Origin of the sequence: Catenulispora sp. MAP12-49 (assembly GCF_041262705.1) — a bacterium.
In the GTDB taxonomy this organism is placed as follows: domain Bacteria; phylum Actinomycetota; class Actinomycetes; order Streptomycetales; family Catenulisporaceae; genus Catenulispora.
The window spans coordinates 442,477-465,548 of sequence record NZ_JBGCCP010000002.1 but is presented as its reverse complement, the minus strand read 5'-3'; the positions used below and the strand labels follow the sequence as shown (position 1 = coordinate 465,548).

Here is a 23,072-nt window from a genome sequence, read left to right as displayed (position 1 = left end):
GACCATCGGAACCTGGTAGGGGGGCGTCCGTGGGCGCTGAGTCGTTGGCCGATCCGACCGAATCCCGATTCGACCTCGACGAACGGTACAGCCTGTTCCATCTGCGGCCCTCGCCGGTGAGCTGGTGGGAGTACCAGGGCGGGCGCTGGATGGTGGCCGGCTATGAGGAGGCCTCCGCGGCCGCCAAGGACGCCGAGACCTTCTGCTCGCGCCACGACCTGCCCAACGGCAGCACCGACTTCGGCGGCGTGATGATCCCCTCGACGCCGGTGCGCGCCGTGCCGATCGAGATCGACCCGCCGGACTACCTGGCCTACCGCCGGCTGCTGGCCCCGAAGTTCACGCCCTCGGCGGTCAACGCGATGCGTCCGCAGGTCGAGCGGTTCGTGGACTGGTGCCTGGACCGGCGGATCGAGTCCGGCCGCATCGACCTGTTCCACGACCTGGCCAAGCTGGTCCCGGCGATGACCACGATGAAGCTGCTGGGCCTGCCGGTGGAGGACGCCGAGATCATCGCCGACGCGGTGCACGTGCGCGGCGAGGACCGGTTCAGCTTCAAGCCGCCGTGGGCGCTGCTGTACAAGCGGACCTCCGAGGCCATCGCCGCGCGCCGCGCCGAGCCGCGCGACGACCTGATCTCGCACCTGCTGCGGGCCGAGATCGACGGCCACAAGTTCACCGACGTGGAGCTGTACGAGCTCTGCTTCACCATGGTGATCGGCGGCATGGCCACCACCGCGCGGCTCACCCTGGGCGGGCTGTCCTACTTCGCGGTCCACCCCGACCAGCGCGAGCGCGTCGACAAGGACCGCTCGCTGCTGCCCGGCGCCATCGAGGAGTTCCTGCGCTACTACAGCCCGGTGCCCTTCCTGTCCCGCACCGCCACCAAGGACGTGTGCCTGGGCGGGCAGGACATCAAGGCCGGCGAGCGCGTGGTGCTCGGCTACGCCGCGGCCAACCGGGACCCGAAGGTCTTCGAGGAGCCCAACGAGATCCGCATCGACCGCAGCCCGAACCGGCACCTGGCCCTGGGCCACGGCCTGCACTTCTGCATCGGCGGCCTGCTGGGCAAGATGGAGGCCGACATCATGATCCAGCACGTGCTGGACCGGATGGGCGACTACCAGCTGGCCGACTACGACCGGACCGGCACCGCCACCGCCGAGGCGGGCGACCGCCCCGGCGAGCGCCTCGGCCCGGCCTGGGAGGTGCGCACCGACCGCGGTCTGCCGGTGGAGTTCACACCGGGCAAGAAGGTCGGCGCGACCGTCGGGTTCGAGGAGTACAGCAAGATACCGGAGCTGCTCGCGGCCGCCGCCGCGGCGCTGGACGCGCTCAAGGAGAAGGCAGTGCCCGCGGCCCGCGGCGCGGCCGGGGAAGCGGGAGAGTCGTGATCAAGTTCCTGTCCGAGGAGTGGCTGGCGGAGCGTTCCCGGCTGGCCTGGACGGCCCCGCCGACCCTGAGCGACTCCACGGTGCGGATCCAGCACGTGGTCACCGGTGGTCCGGACGGGACCATCCACTACTACGACGACGTGGTGGAGGGCCGGCTGGTCACCACCGGGCTCGGCAAGATCGACGACCCGTCGGTGACCATCACCAACGACTGGAGCGACGAGCTGGCGGTGCTGCGCGGCCAGGTCGACCCGGCGGACATCCTGCTGGCCGGCCGGGTGGTCGTCGAGGGCGACCAGCAGAAGCTGCTGGGCATGGTCCCGGCGCTGATCTCGCCGACCGCGGCGCAGCTGGTCGTCGATCTCGCCGCGATCACCGAGGTCTGAGCGCCGATGGCTCCCAGCGGGGCGCGCGTCCCATGACCGACGCGTTCTCCTTGACCAGCACCACCGATCCGTACCCGGAGTACGAGCGGATGCGCGCCGAATCGACGGTGCAGCAGACGTCCGTCGGGCTGACGTTCCTGAGCCACGAGTACTGCTCGGCGGTGCTGCGCGACGACCGGTGGGGCCGGGGTGCCCCGGGCGAACGGGCCCGGGGCCGGGAGACCGCCGGCCAGCGGCGCTCCTTCCTGCGGCAGGATCCGCCCGAGCACACCAGGCTTCGCGGCCTGGTGTCCAAGGCGTTCTCGCCGCGCGTGGTGGCCGAGCTGCGTCCGCGCGTCCAGCAGATCACGGACGATCTGCTGGACGCGGCCTGGGACGGCGGCGAGGTCGATCTGGTCCAGGCGCTCAACTTCCCGCTGCCCATCACCGTCATCTGCGAGCTGCTGGGCGTCCCGCTGGAGGACCGGGGGCAGTTCAGCCGGTTCGCGCCGGCGCTGGCCCGCGGCGAGGACCCGGAGTCCTCGCTGTCCGGCGAGGAGAAGCGGGAGCGCAGCCGGGCCATCATGTACTTCCGGATGTACTTCGGCGAGCTGCTCGTCAAGCGCCGCCGGAATCCCGGTGCGGACCTTATCAGTGCTCTGTCCCAGGTCCGCGAGTCCGAGCAGGGGCTGGACGACGGCGACCTGCTGGCCACCTGCGTGCTGCTGCTGATGGCCGGGCACGAGACGACGGTCAACCTGATCGGCAACGCGGTCCGGGCGCTGCTGCTGAACCCGGACCAGCTGGCCCTGCTGCGCGGCGGCAAACTGCCGGACAACGCCCCATGGGTCGACGAGCTGCTCCGCTATGACTCGCCGGTGCAGTTCATGGCGCGGCGGACGCTGAAGGACGTGGAGTTCGCGGGGCTCAGCCTGCCCAAGGGGAGCAACGCAGTGCTCGTACTCGGCGCCGCCAACCGCGACCCGGAGGTCTTCGCCGATCCCGCGCGCCTGGACCTGACGCGTCCGAACGTCCGGCACCTGGGCTTCGGCATGGGGATCCACTTCTGTCTCGGGGCCCAACTGGCGCGGATGGAGGTCGAGATCGCGGTGCGCAGCCTCATCGAACGTGCGCCGGATCTCGAGCTTGTTGAAGGGCCCCCTATATATAAGGACAACCGCGTCATGCGCGGGCTCGCGAAACTGCCTGTCCGCCTGCGCTGACCGCGAACGGCTCTCCCCTCCGGCAGTGCTCGATCGCCTCGGCGATGTAGGGCACTGTCGGGCGGGGTAGCGCGTCGATGGGGAAGAAGCCGATCCGGTCGCAGAGCTCTGGTTCGAGGTTGACCGGCTCGCCCTGCCAGGCGCGAGCTTCAAAGAACATTGCGACTCGGGATTCGCCGCGTCCCGTCAGCACGTGGCTCACGTGGACGAAGGCGATCTGCTCGGCGGTCAGGCAGACGCCGATCTCCTCACGGGCTTCCCGTAGGGCGCACTCCACAATGGTCTCGCCGGGTTCGAGGTGTCCGCCGGGCAGCTGCCAGAAGCCCCCGCCGGCCATCCGTGCGGCGCGCAGGGTGAGCAGGATGCGGTCGTCGGACCGCAGGATCACGTGGGCGCGTACGGGGAATCCCGTCCGCTCGGCGGTCGCGCTCACCGTTCCCACGGCCAGCTCTGTCCCGAGTCTGCGGTGCCGGTGCCGGTGCCGGTGGCGGCGGCGGCCAGGTCCGGCAGCACGAGGGTGGCGCCGGCGGCGGTGAGCTCTTCCCCGCTGTGGAATCCGGTGGTCACGCCGATGCCCGGGATGCCCGCGGTCACCGCGGCGGCCATGTCGAGCGGATGGTCGCCGATGTACCATCCGGCTCCCGAGCCGCGCAGCACGTCCGCCTTCCCGGCCGGGTCGAGGCCGCCGGACACCCCGTCCACGGTGAGGCCGGCGCGGCGCAGGCACAGCCGTGCGACCCGCTCGCGGCGGGTCGTGACCACCAGCACGCGGCCGCCGCCGCCCCGGATCCGGGACAGCACCGCCTTGGCCCCCGGCAGTGGCCGTACCTTCAAAACGCCCTCGTTCACGAACGCCTCGGCCAGGACCGTCATGGCCTCCTCCATCCGCTCCGGGGGGATCCACCGGGCGAGCTGATCGCGCAGCGGCGCGCCGATGGAGCGGACGCAGGACTCGACATCGATGTCCACCCCGAGTCTGCGCGCGACCGCGTTCAGCGCGACGGTCATCGCCGCGGAGCTGTCCACGAGCGTCATGTCGAGGTCGAAGCCGACCGGGGGACCGGCGTCCGGGAAGGAGGGGGTCACGCCGCGATCCTACCGAGCTCGGTGGCAGTGTTCTGCGAAGGGCGGCCAAGCCGTGCTCCGTCCGCCGGGGCGGTGCCCGGATGCGGCCCGCAGTTGGCCTTCCGGCCACCGGCTTCCGGGGCGTCCGGATCAGGCTTCTGCGATCGACCCCCGGTGGGGTATTCTCACCCGGGGTGGATCACCGGGCCTGATCCCGGTCGCCGTTCCCCCATGGGATTTTTCGCCAGTTCCGGCACCGAATCGCACGACGCGAGGGGCAGGTGGCTCAGAATTTCAGTCCCCTCCAACGGATCGGATCCCGGTCCGGGGCAGCAAGAGGACAAGGCCTGGATCCCGACGCTGCGCAAGCAGCGGGGTCCGGACCCGGCCGAGGCCGGCGTGGACGTCCCCGGCCAGATCGGCACCACCTCTGACGGCACCAGGCTGCGCAAGGCGCCGCTGCTGCGGGTCGCCCGGCTGTTCAAGTCCTATCGGATGCGGCTGCTGGGCCTGTCGGTCATGGTGATCCTGCAGGCGGTCACCGGCGTCGCCTCGCCGTTCATGCTGCGCACGCTGCTGGACAACGCGCTGCCGCACCGCAACGTGACGTTCCTGCTGGAGCTGGTCGGCGGCATGATCCTGGCGTCTCTGGCCTCCGGGGGCCTGGGCGTGATCACCCAGCAGCTGTCGAACATCATCGGCCAGGCGATCATGCACGACCTGCGCCTGGCCGTGTACACCCGGCTGCAGAGCATGTCGCTGGCCTTCTTCACCCAGATGCGCTCCGGAGAGCTGCTGTCCCGGGTGATCAACGACGTCGGCGGCGTGGACACCGTGCTGACCTCGACGGCGAGCTCGGCCGTGCAGAACGGCACCGCCGTGGTCGCGGTGATCAGCGCGATGATGATCCTGGACTGGCAGCTGGCCGCGCTGGCGCTGCTGGTGGTCCCGGTGTTCCTGCTGATCACCATCGGCCTGGGCCGACAGCGCCGCAACCTGGTCCGCGGCCGGCAGCGGCTGATGGCGCAGCTGACCGTGCACGTGGAGGAGTCCCTGTCGCTGCCCGGGGTCCTGCTGAGCAAGACCATGGGGCTGCAGAAGGTCATGCGGGACCGGTTCTCCGCGCAGTCCCGCGCGATCTCCCAGCTGGAGCTGCGGGCCAGCATGGTCGGCCGGTGGCGGACCGCCAGCCGCCGGATGAGCCTGACCATCATCCCGGCGATCCTGTACGGCCTGGCCGGACTGGAGTTCGCGCACGGGGCCAAGGCCGCCACCGTCGGCACCGTGGTCGCCTTCACCAGCATGGTGAACCGGCTGGTCGCCCCGGCCAGCTCGATCCAGGGCATCACCCAGAACCTGACCAGCTCGCTGGCCGTCTTCGCGCGCATCTTCGACGTGCTGGACCTGCCGATCGACATCGACGAGAAGCCCGGCGCCGCCGAGCTGGCCGTCACCGGCGGCGAGGTGCGCTACACCGACGTGTGCTTCCGGTACGCCGACAGCCCCGAGTGGACGCTGCAGGACATCACCCTGACGATGGCCCCCGGCACGGTCACCGCGATCGTCGGCGAGACCGGCTCGGGCAAGACCACGATGGCCTACCTGGTCACCCGGCTGTACGAGCAGCAGCAGGGCGTGGTGAGCATCGACGGCGCCGACATCCGGGACGTCACCCTCAACTCGCTGTGCCGCGCGGTCGGCCTGGTGTCGCAGGAGACGTACCTGATGCACACCACGATCCGCGAGAACCTGCTCCTGGCCCGCCCCGACGCCACCCAGGACGAGATCGAGCACGCCGCCACGGGCGCCCGGATCCACCACCTGATCGCCTCCCTGCCGGACGGCTACGACACCATCGTCGGCGCCCGCGGCTACCGCTTCTCCGGCGGCGAGCGCCAGCGCCTGGCCATCGCCCGCATGATCCTGCGCAACCCGCCGATCCTGGTCCTCGACGAGGCCACCAGCGCCCTGGACACCCGCACCGAGCGCGCCGTCCAGGAAGCGCTGGACAACCTGGCCGAGGGCCGCACCACGATCGTGATCGCGCACCGCCTGTCGACGATCGTCAACGCCGACCAGATCGTGGTGCTCGACCACGGGAGGATCGCGCAGATCGGCACGCACAGCGAACTGGTCTCGCGAGACGGCAGGTACGCCCAGCTGGCGAACGCGGCCCATGCTCTCTGATCGGGCGGGGCTGCCTGCCGGTCGGGCGGGGTTGCCCAGCGATCGGGCCGGGCTGCCTGGTGAGCTGGCCGCCGTGCGTGCCGGGGCCGACCTGCCTGCCGAGCCCGCCGATCGCGCCGGGCTGCCGATCGAGCCCGGTCTGCTGCCGCTGTCCACCGAACAGGCCGCGATCACGCAGGGGTACATGCTGCGGCATTGGCAGTTCCCGGTCTTGCTGCGGCTGCCGTTCGACGTCGAGCCCGCCCTCCTGTCGCGCGCGCTGGGATTCGTCGCCGACCGGCATGAGCCGTTGCGGATGCGGCTGGTGGCCTGTCCGGACGGGGTTGTGCGGCAGCGGATCGGCGCGCCGGGGGGTCTGATCCCGGTCGCGGTGCACGAGCCGCGGGCCGGTGTGACGGTCGAGCGGCTGGTCGCCGAGCTTTCGCGGGTGCCGCTGGATGTGTGGGGGGCCGGGCCGGTGCGGGCGGCGGTGCTGCGGCGGGCGGTGCCGGGCTCGGGCTGCGACGTGCTGCTGATCGTGCACCATCTGGCGTGGGACAACTGGTGCCGCGACATCCTGGTCGGCGAGCTGTCGGCCGCCTACCGTGCCGTGCTGGCCGGCCGGCGTCCGGTCCTGCCTCGGCTGCGGACCAGTTGGAGTGCGCACGTGGCCGCCCAGCATGCGGCCGGTGCCGAGTTGTCCGGCGGCCAGCTCGAGTACTGGCGGGATCTGGTCTCGGACAGCAGCAGCGTCCCGAAGCTTGCCAGGGCGACTGAGATCGGTTCGCTGGGCTGGGCCGGATCGGTGGCCGCTCCCGCGCCGGCCGCCGGGACCGCCGGCCGCATCGCCCTGTTCGCCCGGACCGCGCGGGTGACGACGGCCGCGGTGTGGCAGACGCTGTTGCTCTCGGCGCTCGCCGAGGAGTATCAGTGTGACGACTTCCTCTACTACTTCATGCACCACGGCCGGGACCGGCCCGGCAGCGACGCGCTGATCGGCTTCTTCGCGCGCAGCATCGTGCTGCGCCACCAGGTCGATCCGGCGGCCGATCTGGCCGCCCGGTGCCGGGCCACGCTGTTGGCGACCGGGCGTGGCATCGAGCGGTCGGCCCCGCCGTACACCATCACCCGGTTGTCCCGGGAGCTGGACGAATCGCTGTACCGGCCGGAAGGCCGGCTGGCCCATCCGCTGTCGCAGATCACGGTGAACGTCCGGCTCGCCGGACCGCAGCCCGGCGGCGCGGCGGTGGGTCCGGCCGGCGGCGGTCCGGCCAATGCCGCCAATGCCGCCAACACCGCCGATCGCGCCAATGTCGCCGATCCCGCGGATGCCGAAGGCGGCGGTTCGGCGTTCGCCGTGCGCAAGTCCAAGCTCTGGTTCTGGATCGACATCGCAGACCGGCCGTGCCTGTCGGCCTCCTATGACCGCCGCAGGTTCCCGGACGCGTTCGTCGCGTCCGTACTACGGCGAGTCGTAGCGGCCGCCGACGAGGTGGCGGCGGCATGATCGAGTACGTGTTCACCGGGGTGCGTGCGCCCGCAGCGATAGGGGAGGGACTGTCGTGAGCCAGACGGAGCCGGAGACCGAGCTGAAGACCGAGCCGAACGAGCCGAAGCCGGACACCGAGATGCAGTCGGAGACCGAGCCCAAGCCGGCGCCGAAGTCGGCGGCGGTCCGTGGACGCGGGCAGCCCGAGCACTGGGCCGAGGTCACGCCCGACCACCCGGCCGTGGTGGACGGCGACCGCTCGATGACCTACAAGGAGTGGAACGACCGGGCGAACCGGCTGGCCGACTGGCTGGTCTCCCTCGACTCGGAGCGCAAGCGGGCCTGCGTGCGGACCCATCAGAGCTTCGAGTGGTTCGTCATCAACCTGGCGCTGAACAAGGCGCGCTGGGAGCACATCGCGGTGAACTGGCGGCTCACGCCGCACGAGGTCCTCGGCATCGTCGAGGACGTCGACCCCGAGGTGCTGTTCTTCGACGACGAGGAGGCGGGGCCGCTGCTGGACGCAGCCGCCGAGCGCGTCCCGATCCTGGTCTCGCTCCGGACCCCGGACTCCCGTGCGCAGGACCTGGAGGAGCTGATCGCCTCCCGGGAGCCGGTCGGCCGGCTGAGCACGCCGCGGGCCACGCTGACGACCTACTCCTCGGGGACCACCGGGACCCCCAAGGGTGCCCGCAAGCAGGTCGCCCAGGACGAGGAGCACCAGCGCCGGATCAACGAGTTCTCCGAAGTCAGCCGGCTCAAGCGGTCCCGGCCGCGCGGCCGCACCCTGCTGACCCTGCCGCTGCACCACGGCGTCGGGCCGAAGTCCGCGCGGACCTGCCACAAGGTCGGCGGCACGGTCTACCTGCTGGACCGCTACGACCCGGAAGCCGCCCTGGAGATCATCCAGAAGCGGCGCATCACGCACTGGAAGACCGTGCCGACGATGCTGCAGCGTATGCGTGCGCTGCCGCCGGAGGTGCTCGCCTCCTACGACGTCGGCTCCGTCAAGGCCGTCTCCACCGGCTCGGCTCCGACGCCCTGGGCGGTGAAGGAGTGGGTGATGGAGTACTTCGGTCCGGTGCTGCACGAGGGCTACGGCGCCTCGGAGGTCGGCATGGTGGCCGTCATGCGGCCCGACGGCCACCTGGAGCGGCCCGGTTCCTGTGGCCTGCTGCGGCCGCACGTCGAGGTCCGGGTCATCGCGCCGGACGGCTCGGAGCTGCCCCGGGGCGAGACCGGCGAGCTCTACATCCGCACCCCGGTCACCATCTCCTCCTACCTCGGCGACCACGAGGAGGGCGACGACCGCATCACGCCGGACGGCTTCTTCCGCTCCGGCGACGTCGGCCGCCTCACCGAGGACAACTACCTCTACATCACCGGCCGGGTGAAGGACATGATCATCGCCGGCGGGGCCAACATCTACCCCGCGGAGGTCGAGAACGCGCTCACCGGGCATCCGGCGGTCGCCGAGGCCGCGGTGATCGGCATCCCGGAGGAGACCTTCGGCGAGCAGGTGATGGCGTTCTGCATCCTGCGCTCCGGCTTCAGCGCCACCGAGGCCGAACTGCTGGAGTTCATCGCGCCCACGCTCGCGCCGTTCAAGCGGCCGCGCCGGATCGAGTTCGTCGAGGACCTGCCGCGCAACGGGATGAGCAAGGTCCTCAAGACCGAGCTGCGCGCCCCGTTCTGGGCTGGGAAGGACGGCTTCAAGTGACCGGCGAGACGGTTGGCGGGACCGTCGGCGGGGCGGCCGGGCAGGCCGTCCTGGTCGAGCGCCGCGACGGACTCGCGATCATCACCCTCAACCGCCCCGAGCGGGCCAACGCCTTCAGCGCCGAGATCCGCGCCGGGCTGTTCGAGGCGGCGGCGGACATCGCCGCCGACGAATCGGTGCGCGCCGTGATCCTCACCGGCGCCGGCAAGCACTTCTCCGGCGGCGCCGACCTGCGCGAATCGCGTCAGGTCCGCGCCGCGGCGCGCAAGCGCTACCCCGGCTCGACGGACCTGAGCGGGATCCCGCAGCCGGTGATCGCCGCGATCAACGGCGCGGCCATGGGCGGCGGCTGCGAGATCGCATTGAGCTGCGACTTCCGCATCATGGCTGCCGAGGCGAAGATCGGGCTCACCGAGATCCGCTTCGGCGCGCTGCCGCTCGGCGGCGGCACCGCGCGGCTGCCGCGCCTGGTGGGCCTGGCCGCCGCCCGACGGATGATCATGACCGGCGAACCGGTCGACGCCGCGGAGGCCGAGCGCATCGGCCTGGTGGACAGGGTGGTGCCCGGCGAGACGCTGCTGGCCGAGGCCGAGCGCTTCGCCGCCTCGCTCACCTGCCACGCCGACTACGCCCTGCGCACCGCCAAGAAGCTGCTGAACATCACCCTGGACCTGGACCTGGCCGAGGCCATGGCCGAGGAGCGCCGGCTGGTGCGCTCGATGGCCAGCCGCGAGCAGGCCGCGGCAGCGCGCACGGACGCGGCCCGCCGGCTGCCGACGTACGAGCGGATCTTCTCAGAGCGCGACGACCGCCCGGCGCGCGGCACCCGCACCGCCGAGCCCGCTCGCCCCGCCGAGTCTGGTGAGGACTCCGCAGCGCCTGACAGCACCGACACCTCAGCGTCCGGCATCTCAGCGTCCGACATCGCAGCGCTCGACATCACCGGCGTCCTGCAGAAGGAGGCCTGGGCGCGGGAGGAGTTCCCGCCGGTCGAGCAGGTCCGTCCGGGCCTGTGGTCGATCCCGGTGCCGATGCCGGGCCGCATGCGCTACGTCCTGTCCTACGCCTTCGAGCTGCCCGACGGGGTGGCGCTGGTGGACACCGGCTGGGACTCCGAGGAGGCCTGGGACGGGCTGGTCGCCGGGCTGGCCGAGGCCGGCCGGCAGATCCAGGACGTGCGGGCCGTGCTGACCACCCACGCCCACCCCGACCACTACGGCCTGGCCGCGCGGGTCCGCGACGTCTCCGGCGCCTGGCTGGGCCTGCATCCCGAGGACGCCGCGACCATCGGCGACCGCGACGACGACGCCCTGCGCGCCGGGCTGGCCGCGGGCTGGGAGACCATGCGCGCGCGCCTGGGCGTCCCGGGGAGCGGATCCGGCGGCATGTCCGAGCGCAAGGCGCGCAAGTACATCCAGCAGACCCAGCCCGACGTCCTGTTCCAGGACGGCAAGCAGCTCGACCTGCCCGGCTGGGACCTGCGCGCGATCTGGACCCCCGGCCACACCCCGGGCCACGTGTGCTTCTTCGAGGCCGGACACGGCCTGCTGCTGTCCGGCGACCACATCCTGCCCCGCATCTCGCCGAACGTCTCGCTGCACTCCCGCCAGCGCCCCGACCCGCTCCAGGACTACCTCGGGGCCCTGGCCGCGGTCGGCGACCTGCGGGTCGAGGAGGTCCTGCCGGCCCACGAATACCGCTTCCGCGGCCTGCGCACCCGGGTCGACCAGCTTCTGGGCCACCACGAGCATCGGCTGTCCGAGATCGAGGCCGCCGTCGCCGACACCCCGGGCGCGGCCTGCTGGTCCATCGCCGCCCGGCTGACCTGGGCCCGCCCCTGGACGACGCTGTCCGGCGCGGTGAAGTACAGCGCGGCCCGGGAGATCCTGGCGCACCTGGTGTACCTGGAGGGGCGCGGGCGGGTGCGGTCGGAGGGGATGGAGCCTCAGCGGTGGTATCCGGGGGCTGAGTAGCGGTGAAGCCGTCGAAAGCGGTTGCCGGGTCGATGACGATCGATCCGGCAACCGCTGGTCCGGCTGTCTAGAAGGCTGCGGCGACCGACTCCTCGGCCCCGATCCCGGAACCGAGCAGCCCCCGCGCCTCCAGCACCGCGTACAACGCCTGCGCAGACTCCTGCACCGACTCCAGGTGCGCGTCGAGCCGCAGCGCCGGGTTCGGCGGCGGCTCGTACGGGTCGTCGACACCGGTCAGGCCCGAGATCTCGCCGGCGGCCTGCTTGGCGTACAGCCCCTTGGTGTCCCGGGCCGCGCACACCTGGACCGGGGTCGCCACGTGGATCTCCAGATAGTCGACACCGGACTCCGCGTGCCGGGCGGCGACGGCGGCGCGCGCCTCGGCGTACGGGGCGATCACCGGTGCCAGCACCTTGACTCCGTGCCCGGCCAGCAGCCGGGCCACGTAGCCGACGCGCGCCACGTGGATGTCGCGGTCCTGCCGGGTGAAGCCCAGGCCGGGGGAGAGCTCGGCGCGCAGCTCGTCCCCGTCGAGGACCTGCACCGCATGCCCTTCGGCGCGCAGCCGGTCGGCGACGGCCTCGGCGACGGTGCTCTTCCCGGCGCCGGACAGGCCGGTGAGCCAGATCGTCGCGCCGCGGGTCGGTGCCTGCGGTGTCGTGGTTGTGTGGCGGCCCGTCATCAGGTCTGTCCCATCGCGTCGTCGGTGCGCAGTGCGCGGGCGATCATGGAAGTGGTCGACCGGCCGTCGAGATAGGGGACCAGGACCACCTGGCCGCCGTGCTTCTCGACCGCCGCGCTCTCGGGGATGTCGCCGACTGCGTAGTCGCCTCCCTTGACGAACACATGGGGCCGGATCCGTGAGAGTACCTCGGCGGGGGTGTCGCCCTCGAACACGACGACGCGGTCCACGCAGCCCAGCCCCTCCAGGACGGCGGCGCGGTCCTCGGCGGTCACCACCGGGCGGGTCGGGCCCTTGAGCCGGGTCACCGAGGCGTCGTCGTTCACGCACACGATCAGGCAGTCGCCGAGCCGGCGGGCCTGTTGCAGCAGCGCCACGTGCCCGCGGTGCAGCAGGTCGAAGCAGCCGCCGGTGGCCACCACCACGCCGCCGCCGGCCCGGATCCGCTCGGCCAGCGCCGCGGCGCTCTCGTCGGCGGCCGGCGCGGCGATCGGCGGCCGGGCCTGGAAGGTGTTCGCGGCCACGTACTCGGCCGCCATCACGACCGCGTGGCCGACGGCTTCGGAGGGCAGCGCGCCGCGGGCGAGCAGGGCCGCCGCGCCGACGGCGAACCGGTCGCCCGCGCCCGAGGGGTCCCCGAACGCCTCGAACGGGGTCGGCACCACCAGCGGCAGCGCGTTCGCACCGCTGACCAGCACCGCCCCGGCCGCGCCGCGGGTGATCGCGACCTGGCCGACGTCCCAGATCCGCAGCAGCCGCCGGGCGCACTCCACGTCCTCGGCCAGGCCGGGGTGCCGGGCCCCGTCGGCGGAGGCGGCTGGCGCCGCGACAGGGTCGGCGCCCTGCTCGGCAGTCGGAACGGGAGCCAGGACAGGAGCCGGAGCTGGAGCCAGCGCCCGGGCCTCGCGCCGGTTCGGCGTCACCACCGTCACCCCGGCGACCGGTACGGAACCGCGCGGGTGCGGGTCCCACACCATGCGGGTGCGGAGCGCGGCGTGCGCGAGCGCCTCGCGCACGTCCTCGGCCGCCGCGACCGCGCCGCCGTAGTCCGACACCAGCACGGCGTCGGCCGCCTCGATCGCGGCCCGGCCGGCCGGCGGCAGCGGGCCCGGGGCCAGCGCGGGCGCGGCCTCGTCCACCTTCACCAGGGTCTGGTTCGCGGCCCGGATCCGGGTCTTCACCGTGGTCGGCGCGGCCGTGCCCAGGTTGACGACCGCGACGCCGGCCCGGGTCAGCGCCTCCAGCGCGCTGGCCGCGGCCTGGTCGGTGCCCAGCGCGGTGATCAGCGTGACCTTCTCGCCCTGGCGCGCGGCCAGCAGCGCGGCCAGACCGGCGCCGCCGGGCCGGGTGGTCTGGCGCAGCACGTCGACCACCGGGACCGGGGCCTCGGAGGATATGTGCTCCACCTCGCCGGTGATGTCCCGGTCCAGCAGCACGTCGCCGACGATCACCAGATCGACCGGCGTCCGTCCGGGCGGCGGCGCCGGATGCCCCGGGCCGCCGTCGTTCTCTTCGCGGGACTGTGTCATCAGGCCTCCACCGGACGAGTGGCACGCCCGGTCTGTATTTGACTAAGAGCCTGTGTTTGATCAAGAGCCTGTGTTTGATACGGAGTCTGTATCTGTTCCTGAGCCTGGCCGACGAGCCGCTCCAGCACCTCCACCGTGGCGGCGGGACTGGGCATGGCGCGGATCTCCGCGGCCATCGCGCCGGCCGCGGCGCGGTATCCGGACTCTGTCATCAGGGCCCTGACGGCGTCGACGATGTCCTGGTCGGTCATGGCCCGGCCGCTCAGGCCGATCGAGGCGCCGCAGGCCTTCAGCAGGCGGCTGTTGATGTAGTGCTCCCCGGCCGCCGGATGGTCGTGGACGTGCACGGTCAGCTGCGGCACGCCGTAGCTCAGCGCGGTCAGCGCCGTGCCCGGTCCGCCGTGGTGGACCACCAGGTCGCAGCCGGCGGCCAGCAGCAGCTTCAACGGCAGCCACTCCACGACGCGCGCCGCCGGCACCGCCTCGGCGACCTGCGCCGCGACGTCGGGCCGGGCCGGCACCACGACCTCGACGTCCAGGCTCGCCAGCGCCGCGGCGATCCGGCTGAGCAGGGGGTGTCCGGCCGCTCCGGTGCCCATGGTCACGCAGACCCGGGGCCGGTCCGCCGGCTCGCGCAGCCAGTCCGGGACGGCCCCGGGGCCGTTGTAGGGGACGAACCGCATCGGCTGGTGCGGGCCGGCCAGGCGGCGGTCGGGATCGGCGTAGCTCGGCGGGCACACGTCGACGATCAGCGCCGGCGGCGGGACCTCGGCGGGCCAGCCCTGGCGGCGGCGCACCGAGGCGGCAGCCTTGGCCAGCGCCTGGACCGCCCGCGGTGCGTAGGGAGGTCCGCAGGAGACGTGGACCGCCGGGACGCCGGCCAGTTGGGCGATGATCGGCCCGGCCAGGTCCAGCGGTTCGTGCACCACCAGGTCCGGCGGGAAGTCGTCGAGCTTGCCGGCCAGGCCGTGGGCCAGCAGCCCGCCCAGGCGCGCGGTGGTGCTGGCGAAGGGGAGAAGGCCGTCGTCCTGCCCGCTCCAGTCCGGTACCAGGGTGGTGTCGAACAGCGGGCCGGCCGGCATCGCGGTCAGGCTGGTGGCGACGATGTCCTCGGTGATGTTCGGCAGGGCCGCGACCCGGACGTCGTGCCCGGCCGAGCGCAGGGCCCAGCCCAGCGGCACGACGTCCCACAGGTGGGACAGGAAGGGTGTGGTGGTTATCAGGGCCCTCATGACAGGCGGCGCCCGGCGGATATCGGGCCGTGGCCGGGCGCGGTGGGCGCCGTGTTCACCGCTGGGCGATCCGGGAGCCGAACTTGATCATGTTGTTGTCCGGGTCCACGTGCGCGGACTCGCACATCCCGTAGTCGGTGTCGTGCGCCGGCCCGGTCCCGCCGGCGCCGCTGGCCCGCCACTGGTCGGCCAGCGCCGCCGCGTCGTCCACCCGGAAGTAGACGCACGCGGCGTTCACCAGCGGGTCCATGTCAGGGGTCAGCGTCAGGTGCAGCTGGTTGCCGTCGCGCCGGGCGAAGGAGTACTCGTCGCCTTCTTCGTAGTCGTCGACATCGAAACCGAGTAGCTTGTAGTGCTCCAGCGAGCGCCGCAGATCGCGGACCGGGAAGATGGGCTCGAAGCGACCGATCTCAGGACCCTGCCCTGTGGGCGTGTCGGTAGTCACGACGCATAGGCTGCCATACCGCGACGGCGGAAGTCTCGCCGACACGTCCGCCGAACCCGCCGGCAACCGGCGTTTCGGCAAACCTTCATCTGGAGGCCGACGCATGTCAGAACGGCTGGACCGGACCGGTGCCGAGAACATCAGCGCTCTGCCATATCGGGCCCCGCTGCCGCCGCCGGCCACTCCGCCGGGATGGCGCCCCGGGCCGCCGGATTTCGTCGGCGTCGGGACCTTCCGCTCCGGGACCAGTTGGTGGCACCACATCCTCACCAGCCACCCGGTGGTGGCCCGCCCGCCCGGGCAGCCCAAGGAGGTCCACTACTTCGGCCAGTTCGGCGACGGCCGGCGCGGTCCCGACGCCGCGGCCTACCACGCGTACTTCCCGCGTCCGGAGGGGAGCATCGGCGGGGAGTGGACGCCCAGGTACATGTTCGACCGCTGGACGGCGCCGATGCTGGCCCGCGTGGCCCCCGACGCGCGGCTGCTGGTGCTGCTGCGTGATCCCATCGACCGGGCGCGCTCAGGCCTGACCTACGTCGCCCGGATGCGGGCCGCCGATCCGGCCGCGGCATCGGGCCCGCTGCTGGACGACACCATGATCGAACGGGAGTTCATCAGGAGCCTGTATGCCGACCAGCTGGACCGGCTCCTGGCCGCGTTCCCGGCCGAGCAGATCCTCATCCAGCAATACGAGCACTGCGTCGCCGATCCGGCCGGACAGGCGCGGGCGATGTTCGAGTTCCTCGCCCTGGACCCGGAGCGCGTGCCGGTCACCGCGGCGCTGCGCCGGCCGCGCAACGCCACCTCCGGGGCCAAGATCGAGGTGGGCCGGGAGCTGGACGAGGTGGCCCGCGCGGCGCTGCGTGCGGACCTGGACCGGCTGGCCGCCCGGTTCCCGGAGATCGACCTGGACCGCTGGCCTTCGTCAAAGCTCTGATAGTCGATTTGAGGTCAAAGCCCTGATGTTCATGCCCGGTTCGCCGTCCCGTCGGCGGGCTGCCGGAAGCGGGATATCAGTGGTCTTGCACGCTCTGGAAACCTCCCGCTAGGATCACGCGGGCAGCGGGACTTGCGGCCCCGGAGCGCCAGCCACCGGCGCCCGCGCGGACCGGTGCCGGAGGGGGACAGCACAGGTGACCGTCGGCTCGCCCGCGCCCGAACGCGCGCTGAACATCCTGGTCACGACCAGTCCGATCCTCAGCCATCTGTGGGACGTGGTGCCCACCGCGTGGGCCCTGCGCTCGCGCGGCCACGACGTCCGGGTGGCCTCGCTGCCCAACCTGACCAACCATGTGGTCGAGACCAGCCTGACCGCGATGCCGGTCGGCCGGCGGCTGGACCCCTCCGAGCTCCCGGTCGCGGCCTTCACCGAAGGCGGCTCGCTGGCCACCGCCTTCGCCCAGGCCAACGCCCGGATGAGCGGACTGCTGGCCTCCGGGCTGCTGGAGGCCGTCGAGGACTTCCGCCCCGACCTGGTGCTGCACGAGCCGGTGGAGCTGGCCGGCCGGCTGGTCGCCGACCGGCTCGGCGTCCCGGCCGTGCACCAGAGCTGGGGCCCGCCGGTCCGGCCGCGGCTGCGGCGCGCGCTGGCCGAGGGCGAGTCGCGGCTGCGCGCCCGGTTCGGCATGACCGAGCCGGCCCGGCCGCCGGCGCTGGTGCTCGACGTGTGCCCGCCGGCTTTCCAGACGCCGGACTTGAGGATCGACGCGCCGCACCAGTCGATGAGGTACGTGCCCTACAACGGCCCTGGCGCGATGCCGGACTGGCTCGCCGAGCCGCGCAAGGGCCCGCGCGTGTGCGTCACCATGGGCACGGTGCTGCCGGAGAACGGCGGGCTGGCCATCGTCGGCCGGATCGCCCGGGCGTTGGCGCCACTGGGCATGGAGGTGGTCGTGCCGCTGCGGCCGGCGCACCGGGAGCTGGTGGACCTGGATCTGCCCGGGGTGCGGGTGGTGGACTGGCTGCCGCTCAAGCTCCTGGCCGACAGCCTGGACGTGCTCGTCCACCAGGGCGGTCCCGGCACGGCGCTGACCGCGCTGGGTTTCGGCGTGCCGCAGCTGGCGCTGCCGGTGTTCGGCGACGAGCACACCAACGCCATGCTGCTCGAACGCTGCGGGGCCGGCCGCAAGCTGGACCACGCGAGTATGACGGACGAGGACGTGGTGGCGGCGGTCCGCGATCTGCTGGAGGACCCGTCCTATCGGCAGCGCGCCCAGGACGTCGCCGCGCAGATCGCCGCGCAGCCGAGCCCGTCGCATGCGGCCGAAGCCCTGGAGGACCTGGTCCGGGCGTGGAACCGTTGATGGACCGCCGACCGGTCACGGACTTCCGGCCCTCCTATCTGATGTTCGCCGACGAGGTGGCGCAGGCCGTCTCGGGCGTCATCGCCTCCGGCCGGGTCCTGCAGGGCGAGTACGTCGAACGGTGCGAGGCGGCGCTGGCCGAGCTGACCGGCAAGCGGTACGCGCTGCTGTTCAGCAACGGCACGACCGCCATCGAAGCCCTGATGGCGCAGGACGAGGGCCCGGTCGGCACCCCGACCGTCAACTTCGTCAGCGTCCCCTACGTCGCCCGCCGCCTCGGCCGGGAGGTGGTGCTCCGGCCGCGGACCCGGCCGTTGAGCGGGCCGATGGCCGAGGCCGCCGACCCGCTGCCGGCCGGGACCCAGCGCTGGCACGTCGCGCTGGCCGGCCAGGCCGGCGCCGACTACGTGGGCTCGGTCGGCCCCGAGGACATCGAGGACGCCAGCCAGTGCTTCCTCACCCGCACCCCGAAGGGCATGGTCGGCACGCTCGGCCGGGCCGGGGTGTACAGCTTCACCTTCAACAAGGCCCTGACAGCCGGCGAGGGCGGCTGCGTCGTCACCGACGACGCCGGCCTTCACGAGAAGCTGCGCCGCTACCGGGACTTCGGCCGGCTCGACCGCCGTGCCGTCCCGGCCGAGCGCCCGATCGACCACCTCGGCTACAACCACCGGCTCTCCGAACTGCACGCCGCGATGCTCGAGGTGCAGCTCCGGCACGCCGACGAGATCAGCGCGCACATGGCCGGGCTGCACACGGCCTACCGCGACCAGCTCCGGCGTGTGGGCTTGGAGCTGGTCACCGACGACTACGACAACCACACCAGAGCCGTGCTCCGGGTCGGCGACGTCCCCGGCGTCCGGCAGCGGCTGCGTACCGGGTTCGGCATCGCCACGCCGACTCCGATCATGGACTTCTCGATGGCCGAGGCGGACTGGCTGGACGGTCGGGCCGAACCGGGTTGGGACCGGTTGCTGTGCCTGCCGTTCTGGTACGGCCTCGGCGAAGAGGACCTGGCGTACGTGGCCGACAGCTTGGCAATCGTTCTGCAGGCCTCCGAAAACGCGACGGGAGCGGGTACGTGAGGGTTCTGGTCACCGGGATCAACGGGTTCATCGGATCGCACATAGCCGAGCATCTGACCGCCTTGAACCGCACGGCCGCCGCGGCCGGCGAGCCGGCGCCGTACGAGATCGTGGGCCTGGACAAACAGGGCCCGGCCTTCGCCTTCGACGCCGACTACACCGACGTCCGCGGCGACACCCGGGACCGCTCGCTGGTCCGCAAGCTGGTGAGCGAGGCCGACCGGGTCATCCACATGGCCGGGATCCTGGGCACCTCCGAGACCATGGACTTCCTGGAGGAGACCGCCGGCAGCAACGTGATGGGCTCGCTGAACGTCTTCGAGGCGGCCCGCGACGAGGGCAAGCGGTGCGTGTACATCACCGTCGGCAACGACTGGCTGAACCCGTACAGCGTCACCAAGCACACCGCGGCCAAGCTGGCCCAGATGATCAACAGCTGGCAGGACGGCAAGATCGTGGTGGTCCGCGGCCTCAACGCCTACGGCCCCCGGCAGAAGGCCTACCCGGTCCGCAAGGTGTTCCCGGTCTTCGCGCTGTCCGCCCTCAAGGGCCTGCCGCTGCGCGTGCACGACCGCGGCAACATGATCATCGACCTGGTCCACGTCCGCGACCTGGCCCGCGGCCTGGTCTCGGCCATGCTCGCACCGGAGCAGCCGGGCCTGTTCGAGCACATCATGGACCTGGGGACCGAGCGCAAGACCGAGGTGCTCTGGCTCGCGAAGTTCATCCTGGAGCAGGCCAAGGGGAGTTTCGACGAGGCCGACATCGTCTCGGTGCAGATGCGCCTGGGCGAGCCGAAGGACTCGGTGACGCTGGGCGACGTCACGAACAGCAGCCGGTACATCGACTACCGGCCGGAGATCCCGATCGAGACCGGCATCCCGGAGTCACTGGCCTGGTACCGGGAGCACGTCGGGGAGTTCCCCGACTTCACGGCCTGAGTTCGAGAGACGGAGCACCATGGTTTCGCCGGAACCGAGTGAAGTGAGCGACGAGGCCGGGAGCGAGGGCGCCGGAACCACTGGAGCCCTCGATCCGGTCCGGTCCCCGGCCGATCCCTGGTGGATCTACGCCGCGCTGGCAGCGCTGACGATCGCCGCGACCGTCGCCTACAGCTGGGGCATCGGCCACGACGGCATCAACGTCTACTACGCCGGGGCCGTCCGGTCGATGGCGAGCAGCTGGCACGACTTCGTCTACGGCGCCTTCGACCGTCAGGGCTCGATCAGCATCGACAAGCTGCCCGGCGCCTTCTGGCTGCAGGTGCTCTCGGTCAAGGTCTTCGGCTTCAACGAGCCGGCCATGGTGCTGCCGGAGGTGGTCGCCGGGGCGCTGACCATCCCGGTGCTGTTCCGCACGGTGCGCCGGGTCGCCGGGGCCCGGACCGCGCTGGCGGCCGCCGTCCTGTTCACGCTCACCCCGGCCGCCCTGACCGAGCCGCGCGGGAACGAGTCGGACCCGTGGTCCCTGCTGCTGATCCTGCTGGCCGTCGACGCGGTGCTGCGCGCGATCGCGGGCCCGAGGCGGCGCGAGCGCGGGCTTCCGGGCCTGCGGACGACCGGCGGGCTGCGTTCGCTGATCCTGGCGGGCGTCTGGTTCGGGCTGGCCTTCCAGGCGAAGATGGGGGAGGCCTGGCTCCCGGTGCCCGCCGTGGCGGTCGCCTACGCGATCGCCGGGCCGAAGTCGTTCAAGAACAGGGCCCTGCGACTGTCCGCGGCGGCCGGCGTGATGATCGTGGTCTCCTTCAGCTGGGTCACGTTCGTCGCACTCACGCCGGCCCACGACCGGCCCTTCACCGACGGCACCACGGACAACTCGCCGTTCTCGCAGATCTTCGGCTACAACGGTTTCGGGCGCTTCGCCGGCGGCGGCACGGCCACCTACGGCCTGCCGAGCATCGCGCCGCCGAGCCCGGACGCGACCGAGTACGCCAACGATCTGGTTCAGTTCGGCCACCGCACCGCCATCGGCTCGGCCGCTTCCTGGAACCGGCTGCTGACCGATGACATCGGCCGCTGCGCCGGCTGGCTGCTGCCGATCGCGCTCATCGCGGGCGTCGCGATCCTCTTCGTGCGCCGGGACGAACCACGCACGGATCCGCTCCGGGCCGCGACCATCGCCTTCGGCCTCTGGCTCCTCACCGACACCGTCGTCTTCAGCGCCTCCGGGACCCTGATCCCGTACTACACGACGATGCTCGTCCCCGGTATCGCAGTGCTCTGTGCCATCGGGCTCAAGACCGCCCTGACCGCCACACCCACCCGCACGGCCCGTATCGCGACCGCTGCGGCCATCGCGGCGGCCGTCGGCTGGAGCGCGTGGCTCCAGTCCGCCGGCGGCGCCCTGTGGTCCTGGGCCGCCGTCGTCCTCGCCGCTGCGGCTATCAGTGCCCTGTTCATCGGCCGCCCGCAGCGGACGAACCGAGTATTGGTCGCGGCGCTCGCCGTGACCGGAGCCGTCGTGGGCCCGATCGCCGCCGACGTCTGGCTCCTGCACAACGGTGGCGGCGCCTGGGACGCGGCCTACGCGGCGCAGGGCACCACGACGCATCCCGATACGGACTTCTTCCTCACCGCCTTGCCGGTCTACGGCGCCTCCTTCCACGACGGCGACGGCGACCTGTGGAAGCAGATGATGGCCAACGGCCGCAGGAACAATGCCCTGACAGCCCCGAACGACGCATACGTCGCGGTTTTCAGCGGTTCCGCCGCGAGCTTCCAGGTCACGAACGGCACCGACCGGGTTCTGGTGATAGGCGGCTACACCGGCCTGCTCCCGAAGCCCTCCGTCGACGACATCGCGGCACTGCTGCGGCAGAACCGGATCTTCACCGCGATCGTCCCCGGCCCGCTGGACACCCGCGCGGCGGACCCGCGGATCCAGCTGATCATCCACACCTGCCATCCGACGGCTCCGCTGCAGCAGGACGACGCGCAGTACATCTACATCTGCGAGTCCTGATACGCGGGCGCGCTCAGGAGCGGACGAGCCGCAAGACTTCCTCAGCCGCGTTCCGCAGCCCCTCGGCCGGGGTCGAGGAGCCGAGCAGGACGACCGCGGCCGAGCCGTCGGCGGGAGCCATGATCTCGGCGGTGAAGCCGGCGGTGCTGCCGCCGCGCCACATGATGGGGCCCTCGGGGCGGTCCAGGAGCGCGGCACCGGGGATGAAGCTGGAGCCCGGGCCAACGGGGGCCGTGTGGGCGAGCAGGGCGCCGGCGAGCGGGTCTGCGACCCGGCCGACGACGCCCGCGATGGCCAGGACACTGTCGAGGTCGGCGGTCATGCCGCCGGCGAAGCGGTAGGGATCGGCGGCCTCGACGACCGGCGCGAGCCGGCCGGCGATCGCCTGGTTGCCGATGACGCTGGAGGGCGCGAGGGTCCCCGGCCCGGCAAGGCGCGCGCCGGCGATGCCGTAGCGGGCCAGGATCCGGTCGCAGCTTTCTGCGAACGGTGCGCCGGTGGCCTGTTCGACGTACAAGCCGAGCAGCTCGTAGCCGAGGTTCGAATACGTGGCACGGCCGTCCCCGGTCCGCGCCGGGGGTAGCAGCGCGACAGCCTCGGCCAGCGTTTCCGGGAGCGCCGCCGTGTCCCTTCGCATGGTGAGGTCCTTGGGCAGGCCTGCCCGGTGCAGCAGGAGGTCGGCGACGGTCGCCTCGAAGCCGGCCCGCGGTGCCACCGGCGCGTCCAGGTCGATGCGGCCGTCCTGCACCAGGTCCAGGACCGTCAGCGCGGTGACGAGCTTGGTGACCGAGCCGACGCGGAACACGGCGGCATCGGTCAGGGGAGTCAGGGTACGGAGGTCGCCGGTGCCGAGGTGTTCGCGGTGCACGGTTTCCCCGGCCACGGCGATCCCGCAACTCAGCCCGGGGATCCGGTCGTCCGCCACGACGTCCGCCAACCGCTGGTGGATTCGGGTCTGGAGGCTTGCCGGGAGGCTGGACGCCGCGTGGTCGAGCTGACGGAGCCGATCGACCAGGCCGGTCCATTCCCGGGCATCCGCGGGGACCGGTCGCGGCCGGAAGCTGTGGATGCGGTGCGGCTCGGTGGGCTCGACGGTGATGGCGAACTCCCAGAGCCGCTCGCCGGAGCGCACCACGGCGACGGCCTTCGCCTCGCCTGCACGGTCGAATGCCGTGATGGTCGGCGGGGAATCGCGGAACGCGGTGAAACGCTTGGCGATGGTCGCGCCGATGTCGCGGCCTTCCGTGAGGTGCGGGGTGAACCTCGCGTTCGCGGCGTCGGGGGAGACCTCGCCGGACGCGAGCGCCAGCAGCCAGGACACTGATTCCCGGAGTACCTCGTCGGACACCATGGTCGCCAAGCTTAGGACGCCGCGCCGACAGGGTCTCCAAGGGTTCCCCTTGCGCCGACCCTATGAGCCCTTTGCGAACCTTTTGCCAG

General features: G+C 72.1%; 19 protein-coding genes. 12 read left to right on the top strand and 7 right to left on the bottom strand.

Annotated features, from left to right (window positions below; translation table 11 throughout):
* Positions 1-29: 29 nt before the first annotated feature.
* The 3 genes from ABIA35_RS06210 to ABIA35_RS06200 are packed head-to-tail and all read left to right on the top strand — an operon-like array spanning position 30 to position 2,982.
* Positions 30-1,394, top strand: coding sequence for a cytochrome P450 (locus tag ABIA35_RS06210; protein ID WP_370357211.1), 1,365 nt, complete (start codon positions 30-32; stop codon positions 1,392-1,394).
* Positions 1,391-1,780, top strand: a complete 390-nt coding sequence (locus ABIA35_RS06205) for a hypothetical protein (protein ID WP_370357210.1) — start codon at positions 1,391-1,393, stop codon at positions 1,778-1,780. Before ABIA35_RS06210 ends, ABIA35_RS06205 begins: the two co-directional genes overlap by 4 nt.
* 32 nt (positions 1,781-1,812) lie before the next feature.
* The gene (locus ABIA35_RS06200) at positions 1,813-2,982 is read left to right on the top strand and encodes a cytochrome P450 (protein WP_370357209.1); all 1,170 of its coding nucleotides are present in this window, start codon (positions 1,813-1,815) and stop codon (positions 2,980-2,982) included.
* Here the strand turns inward: ABIA35_RS06200 and ABIA35_RS06195 are convergent.
* Both ABIA35_RS06195 and ABIA35_RS06190 read right to left on the bottom strand, forming a co-directional pair.
* Positions 2,942-3,415 carry an NUDIX domain-containing protein gene (locus ABIA35_RS06195; protein ID WP_370357208.1) on the bottom strand — a complete coding sequence of 158 codons (474 nt, stop codon included), beginning with the start codon at positions 3,413-3,415 and terminating at the stop codon, positions 2,942-2,944. The two genes, ABIA35_RS06200 and ABIA35_RS06195, sit on opposite strands and share 41 nt — an antisense overlap.
* Entirely contained in the window at positions 3,412-4,068 is a 657-nt protein-coding gene (locus ABIA35_RS06190; protein WP_370357207.1) for an HAD family hydrolase, read from the bottom strand. The genes ABIA35_RS06195 and ABIA35_RS06190 overlap by 4 nt, the downstream gene beginning before the upstream one ends.
* A 210-nt stretch (positions 4,069-4,278) precedes the next feature.
* On the opposite strand from ABIA35_RS06190, the gene ABIA35_RS06185 reads away from it, so the two are divergent.
* From ABIA35_RS06185 to ABIA35_RS06170, 4 genes are all read left to right on the top strand, one after another.
* Positions 4,279-6,234: an ABC transporter ATP-binding protein gene (locus ABIA35_RS06185; protein ID WP_370357206.1), complete on the top strand. Its 1,956-nt coding sequence runs from the start codon at positions 4,279-4,281 to the stop codon at positions 6,232-6,234.
* A gap of 73 nt (positions 6,235-6,307) precedes the next feature.
* A complete protein-coding gene (locus ABIA35_RS06180) occupies positions 6,308-7,720 on the top strand; it encodes a condensation domain-containing protein (RefSeq protein WP_370357205.1) in 1,413 nt (470 codons plus the stop codon).
* A 55-nt stretch (positions 7,721-7,775) separates the two neighbouring features.
* A complete protein-coding gene (locus ABIA35_RS06175; RefSeq protein ID WP_370357204.1) occupies positions 7,776-9,422 on the top strand; it encodes a class I adenylate-forming enzyme family protein in 1,647 nt (548 codons plus the stop codon).
* Complete coding sequence (locus ABIA35_RS06170; RefSeq protein ID WP_370357203.1) at positions 9,419-11,395, top strand: enoyl-CoA hydratase-related protein; 1,977 nt, start codon at positions 9,419-9,421, stop codon at positions 11,393-11,395. Before ABIA35_RS06175 ends, ABIA35_RS06170 begins: the two co-directional genes overlap by 4 nt.
* A 67-nt stretch (positions 11,396-11,462) precedes the next feature.
* Here ABIA35_RS06170 and cysC read toward each other — a convergent pair whose 3' ends face one another.
* Genes cysC through ABIA35_RS06150 form a run of 4 tightly spaced genes read right to left on the bottom strand, consistent with a single transcriptional unit; the run spans position 11,463 to position 15,283 of the window.
* Entirely contained in the window at positions 11,463-12,077 is a 615-nt protein-coding gene (cysC, locus tag ABIA35_RS06165) for an adenylyl-sulfate kinase (protein ID WP_370357202.1), read from the bottom strand.
* Positions 12,077-13,606 carry a D-glycero-beta-D-manno-heptose 1-phosphate adenylyltransferase gene (gene rfaE2 / locus ABIA35_RS06160; RefSeq protein ID WP_370357201.1) on the bottom strand — a complete coding sequence of 510 codons (1,530 nt, stop codon included), beginning with the start codon at positions 13,604-13,606 and terminating at the stop codon, positions 12,077-12,079. The genes cysC and rfaE2 overlap by 1 nt, the downstream gene beginning before the upstream one ends.
* On the bottom strand, positions 13,606-14,838 hold the full coding sequence (locus ABIA35_RS06155; RefSeq protein WP_370357200.1) for a nucleotide disphospho-sugar-binding domain-containing protein: 1,233 nt from the start codon (positions 14,836-14,838) through the stop codon (positions 13,606-13,608). The genes rfaE2 and ABIA35_RS06155 overlap by 1 nt, the downstream gene beginning before the upstream one ends.
* 55 nt (positions 14,839-14,893) lie before the next feature.
* A complete protein-coding gene (locus tag ABIA35_RS06150) occupies positions 14,894-15,283 on the bottom strand; it encodes a bleomycin resistance protein (RefSeq protein WP_370357199.1) in 390 nt (129 codons plus the stop codon).
* 103 nt (positions 15,284-15,386) lie between these two features.
* On the opposite strand from ABIA35_RS06150, the gene ABIA35_RS06145 reads away from it, so the two are divergent.
* The 5 genes from ABIA35_RS06145 (at position 15,387) to ABIA35_RS06125 (ending at position 21,632) form a co-directional block, all read left to right on the top strand.
* On the top strand, positions 15,387-16,220 hold the full coding sequence (locus ABIA35_RS06145) for a sulfotransferase (RefSeq protein WP_370357198.1): 834 nt from the start codon (positions 15,387-15,389) through the stop codon (positions 16,218-16,220).
* A gap of 196 nt (positions 16,221-16,416) precedes the next feature.
* Positions 16,417-17,586: a nucleotide disphospho-sugar-binding domain-containing protein gene (locus ABIA35_RS06140; protein WP_370357197.1), complete on the top strand. Its 1,170-nt coding sequence runs from the start codon at positions 16,417-16,419 to the stop codon at positions 17,584-17,586.
* Entirely contained in the window at positions 17,586-18,671 is a 1,086-nt protein-coding gene (locus ABIA35_RS06135; protein WP_370357196.1) for a DegT/DnrJ/EryC1/StrS family aminotransferase, read from the top strand. The genes ABIA35_RS06140 and ABIA35_RS06135 overlap by 1 nt, the downstream gene beginning before the upstream one ends.
* Positions 18,668-19,612: an NAD-dependent epimerase/dehydratase family protein gene (locus ABIA35_RS06130; RefSeq protein WP_370357195.1), complete on the top strand. Its 945-nt coding sequence runs from the start codon at positions 18,668-18,670 to the stop codon at positions 19,610-19,612. Before ABIA35_RS06135 ends, ABIA35_RS06130 begins: the two co-directional genes overlap by 4 nt.
* A gap of 43 nt (positions 19,613-19,655) precedes the next feature.
* On the top strand, positions 19,656-21,632 hold the full coding sequence (locus tag ABIA35_RS06125) for an ArnT family glycosyltransferase (RefSeq protein ID WP_370357194.1): 1,977 nt from the start codon (positions 19,656-19,658) through the stop codon (positions 21,630-21,632).
* A 13-nt stretch (positions 21,633-21,645) separates the two neighbouring features.
* Here the strand turns inward: ABIA35_RS06125 and ABIA35_RS06120 are convergent, their stop codons facing one another.
* A complete protein-coding gene (locus ABIA35_RS06120) occupies positions 21,646-22,983 on the bottom strand; it encodes a serine hydrolase domain-containing protein (protein ID WP_370357193.1) in 1,338 nt (445 codons plus the stop codon).
* Positions 22,984-23,072 lie beyond the last annotated feature (89 nt).

What these genes read in the sequence shown, in the direction of transcription:
- ABIA35_RS06200 (WP_370357209.1), top strand. Translation starts at nt 1,813, where the DNA reads ATGACCGACGCGTTCTCCTTGACCAGCACCACCGATCCGTACCCGGAG.
- ABIA35_RS06185 (WP_370357206.1), top strand. Translation starts at nt 4,279, where the DNA reads ATGGGATTTTTCGCCAGTTCCGGCACCGAATCGCACGACGCGAGGGGC.
- cysC (WP_370357202.1), bottom strand. Translation starts at nt 12,077, where the DNA reads ATGACGGGCCGCCACACAACCACGACACCGCAGGCACCGACCCGCGGC.
- rfaE2 (WP_370357201.1), bottom strand. Translation starts at nt 13,606, where the DNA reads ATGACACAGTCCCGCGAAGAGAACGACGGCGGCCCGGGGCATCCGGCG.
- ABIA35_RS06155 (WP_370357200.1), bottom strand. Translation starts at nt 14,838, where the DNA reads ATGAGGGCCCTGATAACCACCACACCCTTCCTGTCCCACCTGTGGGAC.
- ABIA35_RS06145 (WP_370357198.1), top strand. Translation starts at nt 15,387, where the DNA reads ATGTCAGAACGGCTGGACCGGACCGGTGCCGAGAACATCAGCGCTCTG.
- ABIA35_RS06135 (WP_370357196.1), top strand. Translation starts at nt 17,586, where the DNA reads ATGGACCGCCGACCGGTCACGGACTTCCGGCCCTCCTATCTGATGTTC.
- ABIA35_RS06120 (WP_370357193.1), bottom strand. Translation starts at nt 22,983, where the DNA reads ATGGTGTCCGACGAGGTACTCCGGGAATCAGTGTCCTGGCTGCTGGCG.